This window comes from Bradyrhizobium sp. MI1.4 (genome assembly GCF_055811315.1).
The window spans coordinates 1,005-20,583 of sequence record NZ_JBVVPP010000054.1 but is presented as its reverse complement, the minus strand read 5'-3'; the positions used below and the strand labels follow the sequence as shown (position 1 = coordinate 20,583).

At 65.2% G+C, this 19,579-nt stretch carries 17 protein-coding genes; 14 read left to right on the top strand and 3 right to left on the bottom strand.

The genetic code is table 11. The features are described from left to right. Positions 1 to 12: 12 nt before the first annotated feature. From AC0L23_RS33560 to AC0L23_RS33540, 5 genes are all read left to right on the top strand, one after another. A complete protein-coding gene (locus AC0L23_RS33560) occupies positions 13 to 309 on the top strand; it encodes a (2Fe-2S)-binding protein (RefSeq protein WP_018453756.1) in 297 nt (98 codons plus the stop codon). Further along, positions 306 to 1,724 carry an FAD/NAD(P)-dependent oxidoreductase gene (locus tag AC0L23_RS33555; protein ID WP_085359491.1) on the top strand — a complete coding sequence of 473 codons (1,419 nt, stop codon included), beginning with the start codon at positions 306 to 308 and terminating at the stop codon, positions 1,722 to 1,724. Before AC0L23_RS33560 ends, AC0L23_RS33555 begins: the two co-directional genes overlap by 4 nt. Next, on the top strand, positions 1,721 to 2,842 hold the full coding sequence (locus AC0L23_RS33550) for an NAD(P)/FAD-dependent oxidoreductase (RefSeq protein ID WP_018453758.1): 1,122 nt from the start codon (positions 1,721 to 1,723) through the stop codon (positions 2,840 to 2,842). Before AC0L23_RS33555 ends, AC0L23_RS33550 begins: the two co-directional genes overlap by 4 nt. 14 nt (positions 2,843 to 2,856) lie before the next feature. Further along, positions 2,857 to 3,204 (top strand): RidA family protein, encoded by a 348-nt coding sequence (locus tag AC0L23_RS33545; RefSeq protein WP_085359489.1) that lies wholly within the window; start codon positions 2,857 to 2,859, stop codon positions 3,202 to 3,204. 171 nt (positions 3,205 to 3,375) lie between these two features. Further along, a complete protein-coding gene (locus tag AC0L23_RS33540; protein WP_085359488.1) occupies positions 3,376 to 4,989 on the top strand; it encodes an ABC-F family ATP-binding cassette domain-containing protein in 1,614 nt (537 codons plus the stop codon). Positions 4,990 to 5,176: 187 nt separating this feature from the next. Here AC0L23_RS33540 and AC0L23_RS33535 read toward each other — a convergent pair whose 3' ends face one another. Continuing rightward, entirely contained in the window at positions 5,177 to 6,511 is a 1,335-nt protein-coding gene (locus tag AC0L23_RS33535) for a dicarboxylate/amino acid:cation symporter (RefSeq protein ID WP_085359486.1), read from the bottom strand. A gap of 124 nt (positions 6,512 to 6,635) precedes the next feature. Between AC0L23_RS33535 and AC0L23_RS33530 the strand changes: the two genes are divergently transcribed. From AC0L23_RS33530 to AC0L23_RS33495, 8 genes are all read left to right on the top strand, one after another. After that, entirely contained in the window at positions 6,636 to 7,949 is a 1,314-nt protein-coding gene (locus AC0L23_RS33530) for a solute carrier family 23 protein (protein WP_085359484.1), read from the top strand. Positions 7,950 to 8,028: 79 nt separating this feature from the next. Then, positions 8,029 to 8,865 carry an SDR family oxidoreductase gene (locus AC0L23_RS33525; protein WP_085359482.1) on the top strand — a complete coding sequence of 279 codons (837 nt, stop codon included), beginning with the start codon at positions 8,029 to 8,031 and terminating at the stop codon, positions 8,863 to 8,865. A gap of 52 nt (positions 8,866 to 8,917) precedes the next feature. Further along, positions 8,918 to 9,724, top strand: a complete 807-nt coding sequence (locus AC0L23_RS33520) for an NAD-dependent protein deacetylase (protein ID WP_085348919.1) — start codon at positions 8,918 to 8,920, stop codon at positions 9,722 to 9,724. 141 nt (positions 9,725 to 9,865) lie between these two features. Continuing rightward, positions 9,866 to 11,950 (top strand): hydantoinase/oxoprolinase family protein, encoded by a 2,085-nt coding sequence (locus AC0L23_RS33515; protein ID WP_085359480.1) that lies wholly within the window; start codon positions 9,866 to 9,868, stop codon positions 11,948 to 11,950. 2 nt (positions 11,951 to 11,952) lie between these two features. Then, positions 11,953 to 13,611: a hydantoinase B/oxoprolinase family protein gene (locus AC0L23_RS33510; protein ID WP_085359478.1), complete on the top strand. Its 1,659-nt coding sequence runs from the start codon at positions 11,953 to 11,955 to the stop codon at positions 13,609 to 13,611. 39 nt (positions 13,612 to 13,650) lie between these two features. Beyond that, positions 13,651 to 14,649 (top strand): TRAP transporter substrate-binding protein, encoded by a 999-nt coding sequence (locus tag AC0L23_RS33505; RefSeq protein ID WP_018453766.1) that lies wholly within the window; start codon positions 13,651 to 13,653, stop codon positions 14,647 to 14,649. A gap of 9 nt (positions 14,650 to 14,658) precedes the next feature. Beyond that, positions 14,659 to 15,252 (top strand): TRAP transporter small permease subunit, encoded by a 594-nt coding sequence (locus AC0L23_RS33500; RefSeq protein ID WP_085348916.1) that lies wholly within the window; start codon positions 14,659 to 14,661, stop codon positions 15,250 to 15,252. Between the two features lie 34 nt (positions 15,253 to 15,286). Next, positions 15,287 to 16,591 carry a TRAP transporter large permease gene (locus AC0L23_RS33495; protein ID WP_085348915.1) on the top strand — a complete coding sequence of 435 codons (1,305 nt, stop codon included), beginning with the start codon at positions 15,287 to 15,289 and terminating at the stop codon, positions 16,589 to 16,591. A 52-nt stretch (positions 16,592 to 16,643) separates the two neighbouring features. On the opposite strand, the gene AC0L23_RS33490 is transcribed toward AC0L23_RS33495, so the two are convergent. Next, positions 16,644 to 17,288: a glutathione binding-like protein gene (locus tag AC0L23_RS33490; protein ID WP_085348914.1), complete on the bottom strand. Its 645-nt coding sequence runs from the start codon at positions 17,286 to 17,288 to the stop codon at positions 16,644 to 16,646. Between the two features lie 116 nt (positions 17,289 to 17,404). Here AC0L23_RS33490 and AC0L23_RS33485 point away from each other — a divergent pair, with 116 nt between their 5' ends. Beyond that, positions 17,405 to 18,049, top strand: a complete 645-nt coding sequence (locus AC0L23_RS33485) for a TetR/AcrR family transcriptional regulator (RefSeq protein ID WP_085348913.1) — start codon at positions 17,405 to 17,407, stop codon at positions 18,047 to 18,049. A 121-nt stretch (positions 18,050 to 18,170) separates the two neighbouring features. Here AC0L23_RS33485 and AC0L23_RS33480 read toward each other — a convergent pair. After that, on the bottom strand, positions 18,171 to 19,579 hold a 1,409-nt coding region (locus tag AC0L23_RS33480; RefSeq protein ID WP_473357960.1), incomplete at its 5' end, for a methyl-accepting chemotaxis protein.

Sequence of the window (19,579 nt, the reverse complement as noted above, 5' to 3'; positions counted from 1 at the left end):
GAAGGAGCCAGGATGTTCAAACGATCCGAGCAGGACAAGCGGCCAGCGGTGCAAATCTTCGTCGATGGCGTTGCCGTCGCGGCGCGGCAGGGCGACACCGTCTCCGCCGCGCTGCTGGCCTCGAGCTGCGATGCACGCCGTTCGACCGCAGTCAGCGGGGCGCTGCGTTTGCCCTATTGCATGATGGGCGTGTGCTTCGATTGCCTCGTCACCATCGATGGCGTCGGCAACCGACAGGGCTGCCTGGTGCCGGTCACCGACGGCATGCAGATCGAGATTCAGAAGGGCAAGCGGGAGATCGGGAAATGACTGTGGCTCCCAAGCGCGAAGAATATGACGTCGTGGTGATCGGGGCCGGGCCTGCCGGCCTTGCCGCCGCCGCGACGGCCGCCGAAGCCGGCCTGTCCACGCTGCTGCTCGACGAGAATATCGGCCCCGGAGGCCAGGTGTTTCGTGCCATCGCCTCGACGCCGGTGACCGACCGCAGCCAGCTCGGTGAGGACTATTGGGTCGGTACCGATCTCGTGCAGGCGCTACGCGCAGGCAACGCGGAGGTCATTCAGCGCGCGACGGTCTGGAGCCTCGATCGCAATCTCGATATCGCCGTCTCGGTCGGCGGCGCGTCCGCCTTCGTCAAGGCCAGGCGCGTGATCCTCGCGACCGGCGCGCTGGAGCGGCCGTTTCCGATTCCCGGGTGGACGCTTCCGGGCGTGATGACCGCGGGCGCCGCGCAGACCATGTTGAAATCATCGGCCCTGGTGCCGGATGGCCGCACGGTGATCGCGGGGCAGGGGCCGCTGCTCTGGCTGCTCGCCGCGCAGATCTTGCGTCTCGGCGGTCGCATCGATCGCATTCTCGACACCACCGAGCGCGGAAACTATTTCGCCGCACTCCCCCACGCTTTCGCTTTCCTGACCTCGCCGTATTTCGCCAAGGGCTTGTCGATGATGCGCGAGGTGAAGGCGAAGGTGCAGGTCGTCTCAGGTGTCAGCGAGCTTGCTGCCTCTGGTGACGGCCAACTCGCGAACGTCAGCTATGTCGCCGGCGGCAAACGCGAGACCGTCCTTGCGGATCTCTTGCTGCTGCACCAGGGCGTCGTGCCCAACGTCAATCTGGCGATGGCGGCCGGAATCGAGCATCGCTGGGATGATTTGCAATTGTGCTGGTCTCCGGTGCTGGATGCCAGCGGCAATTCGTCGGTCGCCGGCATTGCGATTGCTGGCGACGGCGCCGGCATCGGCGGGGCGAACGCAGCCGTAGTGCGCGGCCGCATCGCGGCACGCGCGGCAGTGGAGGCGTTGGCGCCTGCGGCTGCAAAAAAATTTGCGCCGATGGCGAGCCTCCGCGCCGATCTCGCCAAGGCCGAACGTGGTCGCGTTTTTCTCGACACGCTGTTCCGGCCGGCGCCGCAGTTTCGCATTCCCGCAGGCGACACCATCGTCTGTCGCTGTGAGGAGGTCACCGCAAAGGATATTCTCGACGCCGTCGCGATCGGCGCGACCGGGCCGAACCAGCTCAAGGCCTACCGCCGCACCGGCATGGGGCCGTGCCAGGGCCGGCTCTGCGGCCTCACCGTCACCGAGCTGATGGCGCAGGCGCGGGGCAAGAGCCCGCAGGAGATTGGCTATTACCGGCTGCGCGCGCCGGTCAAGCCGATCACGCTCGCCGAGCTCGCCGCCGTTCCGAAGAGCGCAGACGACATCAAGGCGGTGGTGCGCGGATGACGAAAAACGTGGATGCGATCGTCGTCGGCGGCGGCATCCACGGGTGCTCGACCGCGCTATATCTGTGTCTCGCCGGCCTCAAGCCGGTGCTGATCGAGAAGGACTATGCCGGCCGGCACGCTTCCGGTGTCAACGCCGGCGGCGTGCGCCAGCTTGCGCGGCACATCCCCGAAATCCCGCTTTCGATCCGCTCGATGGGTATCTGGGAGAAGATCACCGATCTCCTCGACGACGATTGCAGCTTTGAGAGCTATGGCCAGGTCCTCGTCGCCGAGAACGAAGAGGAACTCGCGGTCTGCCGCGCACGTGTGGCCGAGCTCAACGCGCTCGGCTTCACCCACGAAGAGCTGATCGATGCCGCAGAGCTGCGGCGCCTCGTGCCGGCGGTGGCCGAGACCTGTCCCGGCGGCGTGGTCTCGCGCCGCGACGGTGCGGCCAATCCCGCGCAGGCGACGACGGCGTTCCGTCGCAAGGCGGAGCAACTAGGTGCGACCGTGCGCGAGGGCATTGCCGCCACGAATATCCGGCACACCGATGGTCTCTGGCATGTCGATGTCGGCGCCGAGAGCTTTGCCGCGCCGGTGCTCGTCAATGCCGCCGGCGCCTGGGCCGGGACCATCGCAGCCGCGCTCGGTGAGCCCGTTCCGGTCGAGACGGTGGCGCCGATGTTGATGATCACCTCGCGCGTGCCGCATTTCATCGATCCGGTCGTGATCCTGCGCGGCCGCAAGCTGTCCTTCAAGCAATTCAAGAACGGCACGGTGCTGATCGGCGGCGGCCATTTGGCTACGCCCCATCAGGATCGCAACGAGACGGTGTTGGACTGGAAAAGCCTCGCGACCAGCGCCCGCACCGTGTTCGAGCTGTTCCCGGTCATGCGCGACGCGACGATCATGCGGGCCTGGGCCGGCATCGAGGCCAAGACCAAGGACGATCTGCCCGTGTTTGGACCGAGCAGCCGGCACAAGGGCCTCTATCACCAATTCGGTTTTTCGCTGCACGGTTTCCAGCTCGGCCCCGGCGCGGGCGCCGTCATGGCGGAGCTGATCGTCAACGGCGGCACCCAGACCCGCATCGGCGATCTCGGCATCGACCGTTTCCACCCCTCCACGCTCTAGCAAAAGAGGACATCATGAGCATTACCCGCAGCATCCGCACGTCCATCATGCACCGCGCCGTCGAAGCCAACGGCTTCGTCTTCATTGGCGGCACCATCGCCGACGACACCTCTGTGTCGATGGGCGAGCAGACCCGCAACATCCTCGGCAAGATCGCCGGCTATCTGAAGGAAGCGGGCACCGACAAGTCGCGCGTCGTGAGCACCTCGATCTTCGTCACGGACCTTTCCAAGAAGAAGGAGATGGACGCGGTCTGGACCGAGTTCTTCGGCGACAATCTGCCGACCCGCGCCACCGTCGGCGTCGCCGATCTCGGCGGCAGCGCGCTGATCGAGGTCGTGGTCACCGCGCTCAAGGGTTGATCGCGCGGGCCTGCGGCGGACGTCGGCGCTCCGCGCGCCGTCGCTCCTCAGAGCCTCGCCTTGATCTCGCCCTTCGATGGGATTAGTTAGAGAGCCCTCAAACAGGATATTCGAGATCCATGGATTTGACCCCGACCGCAAAGCCGACCTGCCTTGCTCACGGGGAATTCCATGCCTGCTTCCATCATCCTGTCCAACCTGTCGCTGTCCTCGCCTGACGGCCGCTCTCTTTTTTCCAATATCGATCTGACGTTCGGCGCCGAGCGGACCGGCCTCGTCGGCCGCAACGGCGTCGGGAAGACGACGCTGCTTGCGTCGATTTCGCGAGAGCACATTCCTCAATCGGGGCGCGTTGCTATCAACGGAACCGTTGGTCTGTTGCGCCAGGACGTCCAGCCCCTTGCGGGCGCGAAGGTGATCGACCTGTTCGGTGCGCGAGCCGCGCTCGATCTGCTTCGCCGTGCCGAGCGCGGGGATGCCTTGGCCGAGGAGGTTTCCGAGGTCGATTGGACCCTCGAAACACGGCTTACGTCCGCCCTTGCGCGTGTCGGGTTCGACGTCGCTCCGGAGATCGAGCTCGACCGCCTGTCGGGCGGGCAGGTCACGCGGGTTCGTCTGGCCGCGCTGATCTTTGCGGAGCCAGACTTCCTGCTGCTCGACGAGCCCACCAACAATCTCGATCGGGAGGGGCGCAAGGCGGTGATCGATTTCCTTGCGTCTTGGCGCGGTGGGGCGATCGTCGTCAGCCACGATCGGAGCCTGCTCGAAACCATGGATGCGATCGTCGAGCTGACGTCGCTCGGAGCTACGCGATACGGCGGCAATTGGAGCAGTTATTGCGAGCAGAAAGCCGTTGCGCTCGCGGCTGTCAGGCACGACCTCGCGCATGCCCAGAGGCGCCTGTCCGAGATCGACGGGAAAGCGCAGGAGGCCGCGGAGAGGAAAGCGCGCAAGGACGGCGGGGGCAAGAAGAAGCGCGCCAAGGGCGACATGCCGCGCATCCTGGCCGGCGCACGCAAGGACCGTAGCGAAGACACCGGCGGCAAGACCGCGCAGATCGCCGAGCGGCGGCGTGCGGATGCGCTTGAGGCCCTTGATACGGCGCGCCGGCGCATCGAGATTCTTCAGCCGCTGTCGGTGAAGCTGCCCTCGACCCGGCTGCCAGCGGGCAGGGAGGTGGTTTGGCTCGATTGCGTCAGCGCCGGCTATCGGCCGGACCGGGAAGTCTTGCGCGATCTATCGCTCGCGATCGTTGGTCCGGAGCGCCTGGCAATTGTCGGACCCAACGGTTCCGGCAAGACGACGCTGCTGAAACTCGTCGCCGGCGAACTACGTCCGCTCTCCGGCACCATGCGGGTCAGGCCGGATCTTGCGCTGTTCGATCAGAAGGCCAGCCTGCTCGATCCCGCGGTCTCCATCCTGGATAACTTCAGGCGCTTCCATCCGAAGGCGGGTGCAAATGAATGCCATGCGGCGCTGGCCCGGTTCATGTTTCGAGCCGATGCCGCCCTGCAGATCGTGGGACATTTGAGCGGCGGGCAGATGTTTCGTGCAGGCCTTGCCTGCGTGCTGGGCGGAGCGATGCCGCCGTCGCTGCTGATCCTCGACGAGCCGACCAATCATCTGGACATCGAATCCATCGAAGCCGTCGAAGCGGGCTTGAGGGCCTATGACGGCGCGCTGCTCGTCGTCAGTCATGATGAGGCGTTTTTGCAGGCGATCGGGATTACCCGACGGCTCGATCTTGCTGCCCCGAGGCAGCGCGCCGGTTGCAGGATCATTTGATCCCGCTTTGCGGTTCGGCACGACGACAATTTTCAAAAACCCGACGCCCTGCCCCCAGCGCGTCGGGTGGAAAAAGATGAGTATCAATCCGTGATCCCAACGCAGCAGTTGTGACTCGCGTCGCTCCAATTTACCACTCCGGGAAACTACCGCGTTGGAACCGGACGCCGCCCAACCTGCGCGCGGCCTAGGAGGCGGCGCTGCCGCCCGGTTCGAGCGCCTCACCCATCTCCAGCGGATGGGCCATGGTCTCGTGCAGCGCATCGCGGTCGAGCTCGCCTTCGGAGATGCTGATGACGACACAGGCGACGCCGTTGCCGATCAGATTGGTCAGCGCGCGGCACTCGCTCATGAACTTGTCGATGCCGACAAGGATCGCAATCGACTGGATCGGGATGTCGGGCACGATCGAGAGCGTCGCCGCCAGCGTGATGAAGCCCGCTCCCGTCACGCCAGAGGCGCCCTTCGAGGTGATCATGGCGATGCCGAGAATGCCGAGCTCCTGCCAGATGGTCAGATGGGTATTGGTCGCCTGCGCCAGGAACAGCGTTGCCAGCGTCATGTAGATGTTGGTGCCGTCGAGGTTGAAGCTGTAACCGGTCGGAATGACGAGGCCGACCACCGAACGCGAGGCGCCGAGATGCTCCATCTTCTGGATCATCTGCGGCAGCACCGTTTCTGATGACGAGGTGCCGAGCACGATCAGCAGCTCGTCCTTGATGTAGGCGATGAAACGCAAGATCGAGAAGCCGGCGAGCCGCGCGATTGCGCCGAGCACGACCACAACGAACAGGATGCTGGTGAGATAGAACGTGCCGATCAGGGCCGCGAGGTTGAGCAGCGAACCGAGGCCGTAGGCACCGACGGTGAACGCCATCGCGCCGAACGCTCCGATCGGGGCGACGCGCACGATGATGCGGATGATGCCGAAGAACATCTTTGCGGCCTTGTCGATCGCCTCCGCAATGGGCTCGCCGGCCTTGCCGAGGAACGCGATGGCGAAGCCCGACAGGATCGAGATCAGTAGCACCTGCAACAGATCGCCGCGTGCGATGGCGCCCAGATAGCTGTCGGGGATGATCGCCATCAGATGGGCGACGATGCCTTCTTCCTTGGCCTTGGTGACGTAGGTCGCCACCGATTTCGGGTCAATCGTGGCGGGATCGATGTTGAAGCCGTGCCCGGGCTGGAGCACCTCGCCGACCAGCAGGCCGACCGCGAGCGCCACGGTCGAGACCGTCTCGAAATAGATCAGCGACTTCAGCCCGACCCGACCGACGCGCTTGAGGTCGCCCATCGAGGAGATGCCGTGCACCACGGTGCAGAAGATCACCGGCGCGATCATCATCTTGATCAGCGCGATGAAACCGTCACCGAGCGGCTTCAGGGCCTTGCCGAGATCGGGATAGAAATAGCCGACGAGCACCCCGAGTGCGATCGCGATCAGCACCTGAATGTAGAGGATCTTGTACCAGGGCTGGTGCCGGCGGTGGACGGCTGGCTGGATCGCAATCTGTGTCATAGAATAGGACCCGGACGTATTGATCTTGTTTGATTTGCATCATGTGATGGCCGCTGCAGAAGCGACAATCACATTTTTGTCTGTTCGCACGAAGATCGGTCGCTGCACCGCAACTGGGGGGAACATGCCGATTGCAACGGGCTCCGATGAGCGAGCGCAAGGCTATTTTCCGCGTTGGATTCTGAAGTCCTCCGGCGTGATCATGCCCGAGCAGCGGCTGCCGCTTGGCCAGACCGTCGTCTCCGGTCTCCAGCATTGCGTCGCAATGTCGGGCTCGACGATCATCGCGCCGCTGCTGATGGGGTTCGATCCCAATGTTGCGGTGCTGTTTTCCGGCATCGGCACGCTGATCTTCTTCGTCATCGTCGCGGGGCGCGTGCCGAGCTATCTCGGCTCGAGCTTCGCGTTCATCGCGGTCGTGATCGCCGCCACAGGCTATGCCGGGCACGGGCCGAACCCGAACCTGTCGGTTGCGCTTGGCGGCATCGTAGGAGCCGGCGTCCTCTATGGCCTGATCGCGCTGGTCGTGATGTGGTCGGGGGTTGGCTGGATCGAGAAGCTGTTGCCGCCGGTCGTCACCGGCGCTGTGGTCGCCGCGATCGGCCTCAACCTCGCGCCGGTGGCGGTCAAGGCAGTGAGCGCCAATGCGTTCGACACAGGAATCGGGCTCGCGACCGTTCTGATCATCGGCGTGGTTGCCGTTGGCGCGCCTGGCCTGTGGCGCCGCCTGCCGATCATTCTCGGCGCGATCGGCGGATATCTTTTGTACCTGCTGTTCGCGAACGGCCTCGGCTTCGGCAGGCCGATCGACTTCACGCAAGTTTCGGCTGCGTCGCGGATCGGCCTGCCGAGTTTTACCACGCCGACCTTCCAGGCCGATGCAATCGTCCTGATCGCGCCGGTCGCGATCATTCTCGTCGCCGAGAACCTCGGTCACATCAAGGCCGTCGGCGCCATGACGGGCCGGAGCCTCGATGACTATCTCGGCCGCGCCTTGCTTGCCGACAGCCTCGCGACCATGGTGGCCGCCTGCGGCGGCGGCACCGGCGTCACCACCTATGCCGAAAACATCGGCGTCATGGCGGCGACGAAGGTCTATTCGACCTTGCTGTTTGCCTTCGCGGCGATGGTGTCGATCGTGCTCGGCTTCTCGCCGAAATTCGGCGCGCTGGTCCTGTCGATCCCGGGTCCCGTCATCGGTGGGCTCTCGATCGTGCTGTTCGGGTTGATCGCCGCAATGGCCGGCCGGATCTGGGTCGAGAACAAGGTCGACTTCTCAAGTCCGGCAAACCTGATCACCGTCGCGGTCGCGCTCACCGCAGGCGCCGGCGACCTCACGCTCAAATTCGGCGCCTTCACGATCGGCGGGATCGGCACCGCAACCTTTGGCGCCATCATCCTGTACCAGATCCTGACTTCGCGACTGGCTCGCCGCTAGGAGTGAATCCCAGCGGTGCGCCGACGGATGGAACAAAACGCCGGTTCCCTCCATGTTGATGTGTCCCCGGAGAAGAACGATGCCACATACCGACCGCTCGACCACCTTTTCTTCGCGCCTCGTCGGCCAATACGCGCTGGTGACGGGCGCCTCGCAAGGCATCGGCCGCGCCGTCGCCATTCGGCTTGCCCAGGAAGGCGCGACCGTTGCCATCAACTATGTCGATCATCCGGAAAAGGCAGAGGAGGTGCTCGCGTACGCGCGTACGGCATCGAGCGATCGCGGCCACGGCAAGCTCGACCATGTCGTCGTCAGGGCCGACGTCAGCAACGAGCAGGACGTAGCCGCGATGTTCGAGACGATCCTGGCGCGCTGGAAGCGTCTCGACTGCCTGGTCAACAATGCGGGCTTCCAGCGGGAATCGCCGAGCGAGGCGCTCGACATCGACACCTATCGCCGCATCATCGACGTCAATCTCAACGGCGCCGTGCTCTGCGCCCAGAAGGCGCTCGCGCATTTCGTTGCGCGCGGCGCAGGCGGCAGCATCATCAATTGCTCCAGCGTCCACCAGATCATCCCGAAACCCGGCTACCTCGCCTATTCCATCAGCAAGGGCGGCATGGCCAATCTGACACGCACGCTGGCACTCGAATTCGCCGGCCGCGGCATTCGCGTCAATGCGGTCGGTCCAGGCGCGATCGACACCCCAATCAACGCGGCCTGGACCGGCGATCCGGAAAAGCGCGGTGTGGTCACCAGCCACATTCCGCTCGGCCGTGTCGGCACGCCGGAGGAGATCGCCGGCGTGTTCGCCTTCCTCGCCTCGGATGAGGCCAGCTACATCACGGGGCAGACCATCTATGCGTGCGGAGGTCTGACGCTGTTTCCCGAATTCCGCGAGAACTGGGCAAGCTAGCGGGCTTCCTCGCCATCTGGCAAAACCGGCCTGCGCAGACTACATCTGCGTCATGGCAAATCATCCGCTCCGCGATTTCGTCGGACGGCACGAAAATCTGTTCGTGCTGACCGGCGCTGGCTGCAGCACCAATTCGGGCATCCCCGATTATCGCGACAGTCACGGCAACTGGAAGCGGACCCAGCCGGTGAACTTCCAGGCTTTCATGTCGGAAGAGCATACGCGTCGGCGCTATTGGGCGCGCAGCCTGATCGGCTGGCGGCGGTTCGGCCAGGCGAGGCCGAACGATGCGCATCACGCGCTCGCCCGGCTCGAGGCGAGCGGGCGTTGCGGAATGCTGCTGACCCAGAACGTCGACCGGCTGCATCAATCCGCCGGCCACCGCCAGGTGATCGACCTGCACGGCCGGCTCGATCTGGTCCGCTGCATGGGCTGCGGTCAAAAGACCCCGCGGAGCGAATTCCAGGAGACGCTCGGCCACGCCAATGCGGAATGGTTGACGCTCGACGCGGCCGATGCGCCCGACGGCGATGCGGACCTGGAGCATGCGGATTTTTCGTCGTTCAAGGTGCCGGCCTGCGAATCCTGCGGCGGCATCCTCAAGCCCGACGTCGTGTTCTTCGGCGAGACCGTCCCGCGCGACGTGGTCGTGACCGCGCAGGATCATCTGGCGCAGGCGGACGCCATGCTCATCGTCGGCTCGTCACTGATGGTCTATTCCGGTTTCCGCTTCGTGCAGGCGGCCGCGCAACGGCAAATCCCGATCGCTGCGGTCAATCTCGGACGCACCCGCGCCGATGATCTCCTCACGCTGAAGGTCGAGGAGCGCTGCGAAGCGGCGCTTGCATTCCTGCTCTGATCGCGCGGCCTGCGAACACGCCTTGCCTATTGCATGGGTGCCAAGCAGAATAGCTGGACGGCAGCATGTTCCTGTCATCCATGGCATGGAAATTGCTCCGCTTTTGTCCTCGGTCTTGACGATCAGCACGGAGAGTTTGGAATGCTTGAGGGAGCCGAGGTGCGGCTTGCCGTCGATATCGGTGGCACGTTCACCGACATCGTGCTGGACGTGGGCGAGGTGCGCAAGACGCGCAAATTGCTGACGACGCCGCAGCGGCCGGAAGAGGCGGTGCTGGACGGCATGCGGCTCATTCTCGCTGATGCGCGCGCCTATATCAGCGACATCGACGTCTTCATTCACGGCACGACGCTCGCGACCAACGCCATCATCGAGCGTCGCGGCGCCAAGACGGCGTTGATCGCGACCGAGGGCTTTCGCGACGTGCTCGATATCGGCACCGAGAGCCGCTACGACCAGTATGACCTCTCCATCGATAAGCCGAAGCCGCTGGCGCCGCGATCCCTGCGCTTCACCGTGCCCGAGCGCATCGACGCGCATGGCGCCGTCCGCCTCCCGTTGGACGAAGCGGCGGTGCGCGCGCTCGCGCCAAGATTGCGCGCGCTGAACGTCGAGAGCGTCGCAATCGCGTTCCTGCACTCCTACGCCAATCCCGAGCACGAGCGCCGCACGGCCGCGATCATCAGTGAGGAGATGCCCGGCATTTCCGTGACCGTATCGTCCGCGGTGTGCCCGGAGATCCGCGAATATGAGCGCACATCGACTGCAGTGGCCAACGCCTATGTGCAGCCGCTAATCGATGGTTATCTCGCTCGCATGTCCGACGCCTTGCAGGTCGAGCAGTACCGCGGCGCGATCTATCTCGTCACCTCCGGCGGCAGTGTCACCTCGATCGAGACGGCGCGGCGCTTTCCGGTGCGCCTCGTCGAATCCGGTCCTGCCGGCGGCGCCATTTTCGCGGCGCAGATCGCGGCGCGTCTCGGCGAGAGCAAGGTGCTGTCCTTCGATATGGGCGGTACCACGGCAAAGATCTGTCTGATCGAAAAATACCAGCCCGAGACCTCGCGCGTGTTCGAGGTCGATCGCGCAGCGCGCTTCCTGAAAGGTTCGGGTCTGCCGGTGCGGATTCCCGTGATCGAGATGGTCGAGATCGGCGCCGGCGGCGGCTCGATCGCCCATGTCGATGCGATGAAGCGCGTCACGGTCGGTCCTGAGAGTGCCTCGTCGGAGCCCGGGCCCGCCTGCTACGGCCGCGGCGGCCTGCGCCCGGCCGTGACGGATGCCGACGTCGCGCTCGGCATGATCGATCCGGACGACTTCGCGGGTGGCACGATCAAGCTCGACCCTGAACTCTCGAAGCAGGCGCTGCTGCGCAGCGTCGGCGAGCCGCTGGGTCTGTCGGCAGAGACTGCGGCCTATGCCGTGCACGAGGTCGTCTGCGAGAACATGGCGAGCGCGGCGCGCGTGCATACGGTCGAGCGCGGTGAGATTGTCGGTCAGCACACGCTGATCGCCTTCGGCGGCGCGGCGCCTCTGCATGCGGCGCGCGTCGCCGAGAAGATCGGTGTCTCCCGCGTGATCGTTCCTTCCAATGCCGGCGTCGGCTCGGCCGTTGGCTTCCTCGCGGCTCCGATCGCCTACGAGCTGGTGCGCAGCCGTCATGTGCGGCTCGACGATTTCGACACCGAAGGGGTCTCCGATCTGCTCCAGGAGATGGTGACCGAAGCGCGTGCGCTGGTCGAGACGGGTGCGGCAGGCGCGCCGGTCCGCGAGCGCCGCGCGGCCTTCATGCGCTATGTCGGTCAAGGCCATGAGATCTCGATCGAACTGCCGAACCGGCGGCTGGCGACGGCCGATCTGGCCGGCCTGCGTCAGAAGTTCGAGGCGGATTATGCGGTGATGTTCGAGCGGCCGATCCCGGGTGCGGCGATCGAGGTCTTGAGCTGGTCGGTGCTTGCGACGACCGAGGCGCGCAATCCGCCTATTGTCGCAACCGTTACGCGCAAGCCCGCCGGGAAGGCGACCGGCAGCCGCAAGTTCTTCGATGGCCGGGTCGGGGAGGTGATCGAGATCCCGCTCTATCGCCGCGAGGACATGGCGCCAGGCGCGACGATTGCAGGTCCCGCCGTGATCGCGGAGGACGAGACCTCGACGTTCGTCTCCAACAGTTTTGATGCCCATATCGACGGTGCCGGCAGCATCGTCATGGAACGGAAGGCGGCCTGATCATGAGCAAGGCAAGCGGCGCGAGCCTGATCGACCTTCAGATCATGTGGCACCGGCTGATCGCCGTGGTCGAGGAGCAGGCGCAGGTGCTGCTCCGCACGGCCTTCAGCCCGATCGTGCGCGAATGCGGCGACCTCTCGGCCGGCGTGTTCGACCTCAAGGGACGGATGCTGGCGCAGGCGGTGACCGGCACGCCCGGCCACGTCAACTCGATGGCGGAATCGGTCAAGCACTTCATCGCCCACTTTCCGATCGAGACGATGAAGGAGGGCGACGCCTACATCACCAACGATCCCTGGATGGGCACCGGCCATCTCAACGATTTCGTCGTCACCACGCCCTGCTTCAAGGACGGCAAGCCGGTCGCGCTGTTTTCCTGCACCAGCCATCTCATGGACATCGGCGGCATCGGCTTCGGACCCGACGCCACCGACGTGTTCATGGAGGGGCTCTACATCCCCATGCTGAAGCTGATCGACCAGGGCGTCGTCAACGAGACGCTGATGGCGATGATCCGCACCAACACGCGGCTGCCGATCGACACCGAGGGCGATACCTATTCGCTCGCCGGCTGCAACGACGTCGGCTGCGAGCGCCTGGTCGAGATGATGACCGAGTTCGGCATCGACTCGCTCGATGCGCTCGGCGACTACATCTGCGACCGCTCGCGCGAGGCCGTGCTGGCCGAGATCGCCAAACTGCCGAAAGGCAGCTGGCGCAACACCATGGTGGTCGACGGCTATGATGAGCCGGTCACGCTGGCCGCCGTGCTGACGATCTCGGACGAAGGCATCCACGTCGACTTCGACGGCACCTCGGCCGCGTCCAGGTTCGGCATCAACGTGCCTCTGTCCTACACCATCGCTTACACCGTGTTCGGTCTCGGCTGCGTCGTCGCCTCCCAGATTCCGAACAATGCCGGTTCGCTCTCGCCACTGACGGTGTCGGCTCCCAAAGGCGCGATCCTCAATGCGCCAAAGCCGGCGCCGGTCGCCTCGCGCCACATCATCGGCCAGATGCTGCCCGATGTCGTGTTCGGCTGCCTGCGCCAGATCATTCCCGAGCGCGTGCCCGCGGAAGGCACCTCGTGCCTGTGGAATCTCAACGTGCGCGGCCAGACCCGCTCGGGCGCCGGCGGCAATTACGGATTTTCGATGGCGGTGACCTCCAATGGCGGGACCGGCGCGCGCTTCGCGAAGGACGGGCTGTCGGCGACCGCCTATCCCAGCGGCGTGCGCGGCACGCCGGTTGAGATCGCCGAGACGCAGACGCCGCTGATCTTCTGGCGCAAGGAACTGCGTCCGGATTCCGGCGGGGCAGGGCGAACCCGCGGGGGCCTCGGCCAGATCATCGAGGTCGGCAGCGGTGTCGATGCGCCGTTCGACATCCTGGCGGCATTCGATCGCATCGATCATCCGCCACGCGGACGTGATGGCGGCAAGAACGGCGAGGCCGGCTATGTCGGCCTGAAGTCCGGCAAGAAGCTGCGTGGAAAAGGCTTTCAGCAGGTGCCGCCGGACGACCGGCTGGTGGTGCTGACACCAGGCGGCGCCGGCATCGGCGATCCCCGGGAGCGCGCGCCGACAGCCGTCAACGACGACATCGAAAGCGGCCTCGTGTCTGCCGACAATGCGGTTGAAATTTATGGGCACACGCGATGACGCTTCAGGCGCCGTGCGCGTAGCAAACGGAGGGGCTCAATGATCACGCGACGGACTTTTACCGCGGGCGCAGCGACGCTGCTCGCAGCCGGCCACATCTCGACCCGCGCGCGAGCGGCGACGGTAAGCTGGGACATGTCGACGGTATGGCCCGACGGCAATTTCCACACCCAGAACGCGTTTGCCTTCGCGGAAGAGGTGAAGAAGCAGACGGCTGGCTCGGTCGCGATCACCGTGAAGGCCGGTGGACAGCTCGGCTTCAAGGGCCCCGAGCATCTGCGCGCCGTCCGCGACGGTCTGGTGCCGCTCGCCGATGTCCTCAATATTCAGCAGGTCGGCGACGAACCCTTCATGGGCGTCGAAAGCATTCCCTTTCTCTGCGGCTCCATGGACGAATTGAAGGTGCTGCACAAATACGTGCGGCCCGAATACGAGAAGGTCGCCGCGCGCAACAACCAGAAGATCCTCTACATCGTGCCCTGGCCGACGCAATATCTGCATCTCAAGGTCAAGGTCGCCGATGTCGACGGCTTGAAGAACATCAAGATCCGCGTGCCCGACAAGAACGCCGTCGACATGCTGGCCGTGGTCGGCATGGCGCCGGTGATGATTCCGTGGGGCGAGACCATCCCGGCGCTGGCGTCGGGCGCGGTCTCCGGCGTATCCACCTCGTCGGTGTCGGGCGTCGACGGAAAATTCTGGGAATTCCTGAAATACATCTACCCGACCAACCACGTCTGGTCGTCGCAGATGCTCACCGTCAACCTCGATTCCTGGAAGGCGCTGAGTGCCGATCAGCAGCAGCTCGTCGCCGGCATTGCCGCGAAGATGGAGCCGGGCTTCTGGGCGAACTCGCTCAAGGCGGACGTCGACAGCCTCAACCGGCTCAAGGAAGGCGGCATGGAGGTGGTGCCGGTCTCGGATGCCATGATCACGGACATTCGCGCCAAGACGGCGCCGCAGCTCGACGCTTTCGTCAAGCGCGTGCCGGCGGCCGACAAGCCGGTGCGGGCCTATCTCGCCGAAATGAAGCGCTGAGGACTTGCAGTGGCGGATGTTTTGCCTGCGTCGTCCCATAGTCTCAACGCGGCGGCGCCGGCGCCGCTGCGCATCCTGCTCGACGGCATCGACCGTCTTGGCCGGCTGGACGGCTGGATCGGTGGCGGCTGCCTCTTGATGCTGACGCTGCTGATGCTGTGCGAGGTCGCAACGCGCTTCCTCTCGAACTTCCTGCCGTTCTTTCCGCCCACAATCTCGATCGCGTGGGAGTATTCCTCCTATCTGATGGCGGCGTCCTTCACCTTCGGCGCCGCCATGACCCTGCGCGTCGGCGGCCATATCCGTGTCGTGCTGCTGCTGAAGAACGTCCCCGCTCCGTTTCAGCGCGCGATCGAAATCCTGTCGGCCGCCGCCGGCTTCGCCTTCATGGCCTTCCTGACATCATCGATGGCGAAGTTCGCCTTCGGCGCCTATGTGCGCGGCCAGGTCTCGACCTCGAGCGACACCCCGCTGTGGTTTCCACAGGCCGTCGTCACCTTCGGCATGCTGCTGCTGACGCTGCAGTTCCTGGCGCGCGTGATCCAGGCCGTGCTCGGCCTGCCGCTGGAGGACCACCGCATGAAGGCCTCGCCCGTCGAATGATCGCCCACGCGCCAGCCAGCAGACACCGGATACCATGACCATCGAAGTCGTTGCTCTCTTCGGGATCCTGTTTGCGCTTCTGGCATGCGGCGTATGGATCGGCCTGACGCTTGCGCTCACCGCAACGCTGCTGCTGGCGATGTTCCGCTCAATCCCGCTCGACAAGCTGCTGCCGCAATACGCCTGGAACATCTTGACGACGCAGGAACTGCTGGCGCTGCCGCTGTTCATCCTGATGGGCGAGTTGCTGTTTCGCACCCGTCTGTCACGTTCTCTGTTCCAGGGGCTCGCGCCCTGGGCGGGGCTTTTGCCGGGTCGTCTTCTGCATGTGAACGTGATCGGCTGCACCATCTTCGCCGCAATCTCCGGCTCGTCGGCGGCGACGACGCAGGTGATCGGCCGCATGTCCCTGAACGAACTGCTGCGCCGCGGCTATTCCCGCGACATCGCGATCGGCTCGCTCGCCGGCGCCGGCACGCTCGGCTTTTTGATCCCGCCATCCAACATCATGATCATCTACGGCGTGCTCGGCGACGTCTCGATCCTGAAACTGTTCACGGCCGGGGTGCTGCCCGGACTGCTGCTGGCCGCCACCTTCATGGGGTGGGTGATGCTGCACACGACCCTTAACCCCGGCATGGTGCCGGAGGCGGAAGCCAAGCTCTCGCAAGTGCCATGGCGCGAACGGTTTGCGGCGCTCAAGGACCTCGCGCCGGCGCTGTTCCTGATCGCCTGCGTGCTCGGCTCGATGTATGGCGGGCTGGCGACGCCGTCGGAGGCCGCCGCGGTCGGCGTGTTCGGCGCGGCGCTGGTCGCCTGGGCGCAGGGCTCGATGTCGCAGCAGGTGATGCGTGACGTGCTGATCGGCTCGGTCGTGACCTGTTCGATGATCGCGCTGATCGTGCTCGGCGCCTCGATCCTCGGCAACGCCGCGGCCTTCCTCGGCATCCCGCAGGCAGTCGCCGCCTTCGTGAAGGGCTTGGGGCTATCGCCGTTCATGCTGATCGTGGTGCTGATTATCTTTTATCTGATCCTCGGCTGTTTCCTCGATGGCTTCTCGATGATCGTGATGACGCTGCCGATCGTGCTGCCGATCGTGAAGGGCGCGGGCTTCGACGAGATCTGGTTCGGCATCTTCCTCGTGCTCGCGGTCGAGATGGCCCAGATCACGCCGCCGGTCGGCTTCAACCTGTTCGTGATCCAAGGCCTGACCGACGACGGCCTCGGCTACATCGCGCGCGTCACGATGCCCTATCTCCTCATCATGGTCGGATTCGTGCTGCTGCTGACGCTCTGGCCCGGCATCGTCACGATCCTGCCGAGGGTGTTGTACGGATAGATTGCGCCGTCCCGGCCGCTCAGCCGGGACGGCGCGCCTCAATCGTCAAAGCTTACGCCGCGGCCTTCTTCCGCGCCTGCTCGGCCTTGTACAGCTCGAACTCTTCCGCGATCGCCTTGGCGATCGAGGGCCGTTGACGCAGGCGTTCGTAATAGGCCTTCACGTTCGGCCATTTGGCGAGCTCGATCAGCGGCGTCGCCATGGTCCAGTTGATGACCGTGACGAGATAGGCGTCGGCGACGCTGAATTGGTCGAGCAGGAAGTCGCGCCCCTTCAGGTAATTGTCGAGATAGTCCAGCCGCGACAGGTTCTTCTCCAGCGCGTAGGCTTTCGTCTCCTGCGGCGCCTTGCGGTCGAGCACCGGGATGAACAGGCCCTTGTGCAGCTCGGTGCCGATGAAGCAGAGCCATTGATGCAGTCGCGTGCGCTCGATGCCCGCTGCGGCTCCGAGACCCGATTGCGGGAAGCGGTCGGCGATATATTGCAGGATCGCGGCGTTCTCGGTCAGCACCACGCCGTCGTCCGTCCGCAGTGTCGGCACCAGGCCGATCGGGTTCACGGTTCGAAAGTCGGTGCCGTCGCTCAGCACCGTCTTGGTCGGCGGATCGACTTCGAGATAATTGGCTTCGGCGCCGGCTTCATACAGCGCGACGCGGCTCGCCATCGAACAGGCGAGCGGCGAGAAATAAAGATCCATCTTGAGCCTCCTTGGGCAATTCTTCGATGTGACTTTTGGAGTGGCGCTCAACCTGGCCAGATTGATTTTTGTACTGTCCTGCATATTATGGCATTGGTCAAGGATTAAATTGCGAAATGGTACAAAAATCGAAGCCGCCAGCTGCTGCCACTGAGCCCAAGCGCCGCGGCCGTCCGCGCGCCTACGAACCCGAGGTCGCGCTCGGCAAGGCGCTCGACCTGTTCCGCACGCAGGGTTTCGCCGCGACCTCGCTCGACGATCTCAGCGAAGCCACCGGCATGAATCGCCCGAGCCTCTATGGCGCCTTCGGCGACAAGCGCGAGCTCTACATCAAGAGCTATCAGCGCTACCGTGAGGACGCGCGCGCATCCATGGTGGAGATCTTTCGCCAGGAGATGCCCGTGCGCCAGCGGCTGGAGCGTATCTTCGCGTCCGCGCTGAACATCTATCTGTCCGGCGCAACCGGCCCGCGCGGCTGCTTCACCGTGGTCACGGCGGCCTCCGAAGCGGTCGGCGATCCCGACATCCGCGCCATGGTGCTCGATGGCCTTAACGAACTCGACAAGGCGTTTGCGAGTTGCTTCCGCCGCGCCAAGGAGAAAGGCGAATTGCCCGAAAGCGCCGATCCCGCCGTGCTGGCGCAGCTAGCATCTGCGACGGTGCACTCAATTGCCATTCGGTCGCGCGCCCGCGTATCGCGGAAGGAGCTCGAGGCGATCGTGAAGGGAGCGATCGACGTGATGGTGGGACGAAAGAGCTAGGCGGTTGCGTGGCGCGAGCTAACGTCGTCCTGGCGAAAGCCAGGACCCCTAGCCACCGAATCTGGTTTGGCGAAGATTCGGAGTTGCCGCCGTCGCGCCGCAGCTCCTCCCTGTAGCCCGCCTACGCCGCGCGAATATGCGCGAGGAAGCGGTCCACCTCGTCCCGCAGCCGCTGCGATTGCTTTGACAGCTCGATCGCGGAGCCCAGCACCTCCTCCGCTGCTGTTCCCGTCGCGGCGATGCCGGCGGTGACGCCTGCGATGTTTTGCGAGACCTCGCCGGTGCGGGCGGCTGCCTGCTGCACGTTCTGGGCGATCTCCTGCGTTGCGGTGCCCTGCTGGCCGACGGCGGCGGCGATCGCGGCGGAGATCTCGTCGACCTCCTGGATCGTTGCGCAGATCGACTGGATGCCGTCCACTGCTCCGGTGGTCTCGCCTTGTACCGCCGTGACCTGGGCGCCGATCTCCTCGGTCGCTTTGGCGGTCTGGGTTGCCAACGCCTTCACCTCGGAGGCAACCACCGCAAAGCCGCGGCCGGCTTCGCCCGCGCGCGCCGCCTCGATCGTCGCGTTGAGGGCCAGCAGATTGGTTTGCTCGGCGATGCCGCTGATGAAGGAGACGACGTCGCCGATTTTTTGCGCGGCGTCGGCCAGACTTTGCACGCGCTCGTTCGACCGTCGTCCGTCGCTCGCGGCTTTGCCGACCACCGCGGTCGCGTGCGCAAGGCGCCGGCTGATCTCGGTCATGGACGACGACAGCTCTTCCGCGGCGGCAGCGACCGTCTGCACATTTTCCGAGGCGAGCGCCGAGGCCGACGACACCGTGCCGGTCTGCTGCCGCGACCGCTCGACGATATCAGACATCGAGCGCGCCGTGTTCTCCATCTCGACCGCGGCCGAGGAGACCGTGGTGACGACCTCGCGGATGCTGGCTTCGAAATTGTCGGCGAGCGCGGCGAACGCGCGTCGCTTCTCCGCTTCGGATTGCGCCTTAGTGTCGGCCTGTTCGGCCTGGAGCCGGTTGAAGTTGACGGCGTTGTCGCGGAACACCGCGACAGCCTTGACCATCGCGCCGACCTCGTCATTCGCCTTGCTGACGGGGATGGTGACATCGAGGTGTCCGTCGGCCAGCTCGCGCATCACGCTGGTGATGGAAATGATCGGGCGCGAGATGCTGCGGGCGATGAGATAGCCGACGATGGCGGCGAGCACGAGCCCGAGCGCGGCGATGCCGAATGCCAGCAGCCAGGCACGGTCGGCGGAGGCCACATAGTCGGCATTGTCCATCACCAGTTCGACGGCGCCGAGCGGCTTGCCGGAAAAATCCCTGATCGGTCCGAGCAGCGCCGCTACCGGCGTCGTGTCGAGCTTGGCCTGCCGTACCGTGAAGTCGCCGCCGGCGGCGGGGGGGGGGGGGGGGGGGGGGGGGGGGGGGGAGGGGGGGAGGCGGGCGCGGGGGGGGGGGGGGGGGGCCCCCCGCCCCCCCGCGGGGGGGGGGGGGGGGGGGGGGGGGGGGGGGGGGTTTGGGGGGG

Bases quoted from the DNA above. Each gene is read 5' to 3' on its own strand.
- AC0L23_RS33560 (WP_018453756.1), top strand. From the start codon at position 13: ATGTTCAAACGATCCGAGCAGGACAAGCGGCCAGCGGTGCAAATCTTC.
- AC0L23_RS33505 (WP_018453766.1), top strand. From the start codon at position 13,651: ATGATCACGCGACGGACTTTTACCGCGGGCGCAGCGACGCTGCTCGCA.
- AC0L23_RS33510 (WP_085359478.1), top strand. From the start codon at position 11,953: ATGAGCAAGGCAAGCGGCGCGAGCCTGATCGACCTTCAGATCATGTGG.
- AC0L23_RS33535 (WP_085359486.1), bottom strand. From the start codon at position 6,511: ATGACACAGATTGCGATCCAGCCAGCCGTCCACCGCCGGCACCAGCCC.
- AC0L23_RS33520 (WP_085348919.1), top strand. From the start codon at position 8,918: ATGGCAAATCATCCGCTCCGCGATTTCGTCGGACGGCACGAAAATCTG.
- AC0L23_RS33515 (WP_085359480.1), top strand. From the start codon at position 9,866: ATGCTTGAGGGAGCCGAGGTGCGGCTTGCCGTCGATATCGGTGGCACG.
- AC0L23_RS33555 (WP_085359491.1), top strand. From the start codon at position 306: ATGACTGTGGCTCCCAAGCGCGAAGAATATGACGTCGTGGTGATCGGG.
- AC0L23_RS33495 (WP_085348915.1), top strand. From the start codon at position 15,287: ATGACCATCGAAGTCGTTGCTCTCTTCGGGATCCTGTTTGCGCTTCTG.
- AC0L23_RS33550 (WP_018453758.1), top strand. From the start codon at position 1,721: ATGACGAAAAACGTGGATGCGATCGTCGTCGGCGGCGGCATCCACGGG.
- AC0L23_RS33485 (WP_085348913.1), top strand. From the start codon at position 17,405: ATGGTACAAAAATCGAAGCCGCCAGCTGCTGCCACTGAGCCCAAGCGC.
- AC0L23_RS33525 (WP_085359482.1), top strand. From the start codon at position 8,029: ATGCCACATACCGACCGCTCGACCACCTTTTCTTCGCGCCTCGTCGGC.
- AC0L23_RS33490 (WP_085348914.1), bottom strand. From the start codon at position 17,288: ATGGATCTTTATTTCTCGCCGCTCGCCTGTTCGATGGCGAGCCGCGTC.
- AC0L23_RS33540 (WP_085359488.1), top strand. From the start codon at position 3,376: ATGCCTGCTTCCATCATCCTGTCCAACCTGTCGCTGTCCTCGCCTGAC.
- AC0L23_RS33530 (WP_085359484.1), top strand. From the start codon at position 6,636: ATGCCGATTGCAACGGGCTCCGATGAGCGAGCGCAAGGCTATTTTCCG.
- AC0L23_RS33545 (WP_085359489.1), top strand. From the start codon at position 2,857: ATGAGCATTACCCGCAGCATCCGCACGTCCATCATGCACCGCGCCGTC.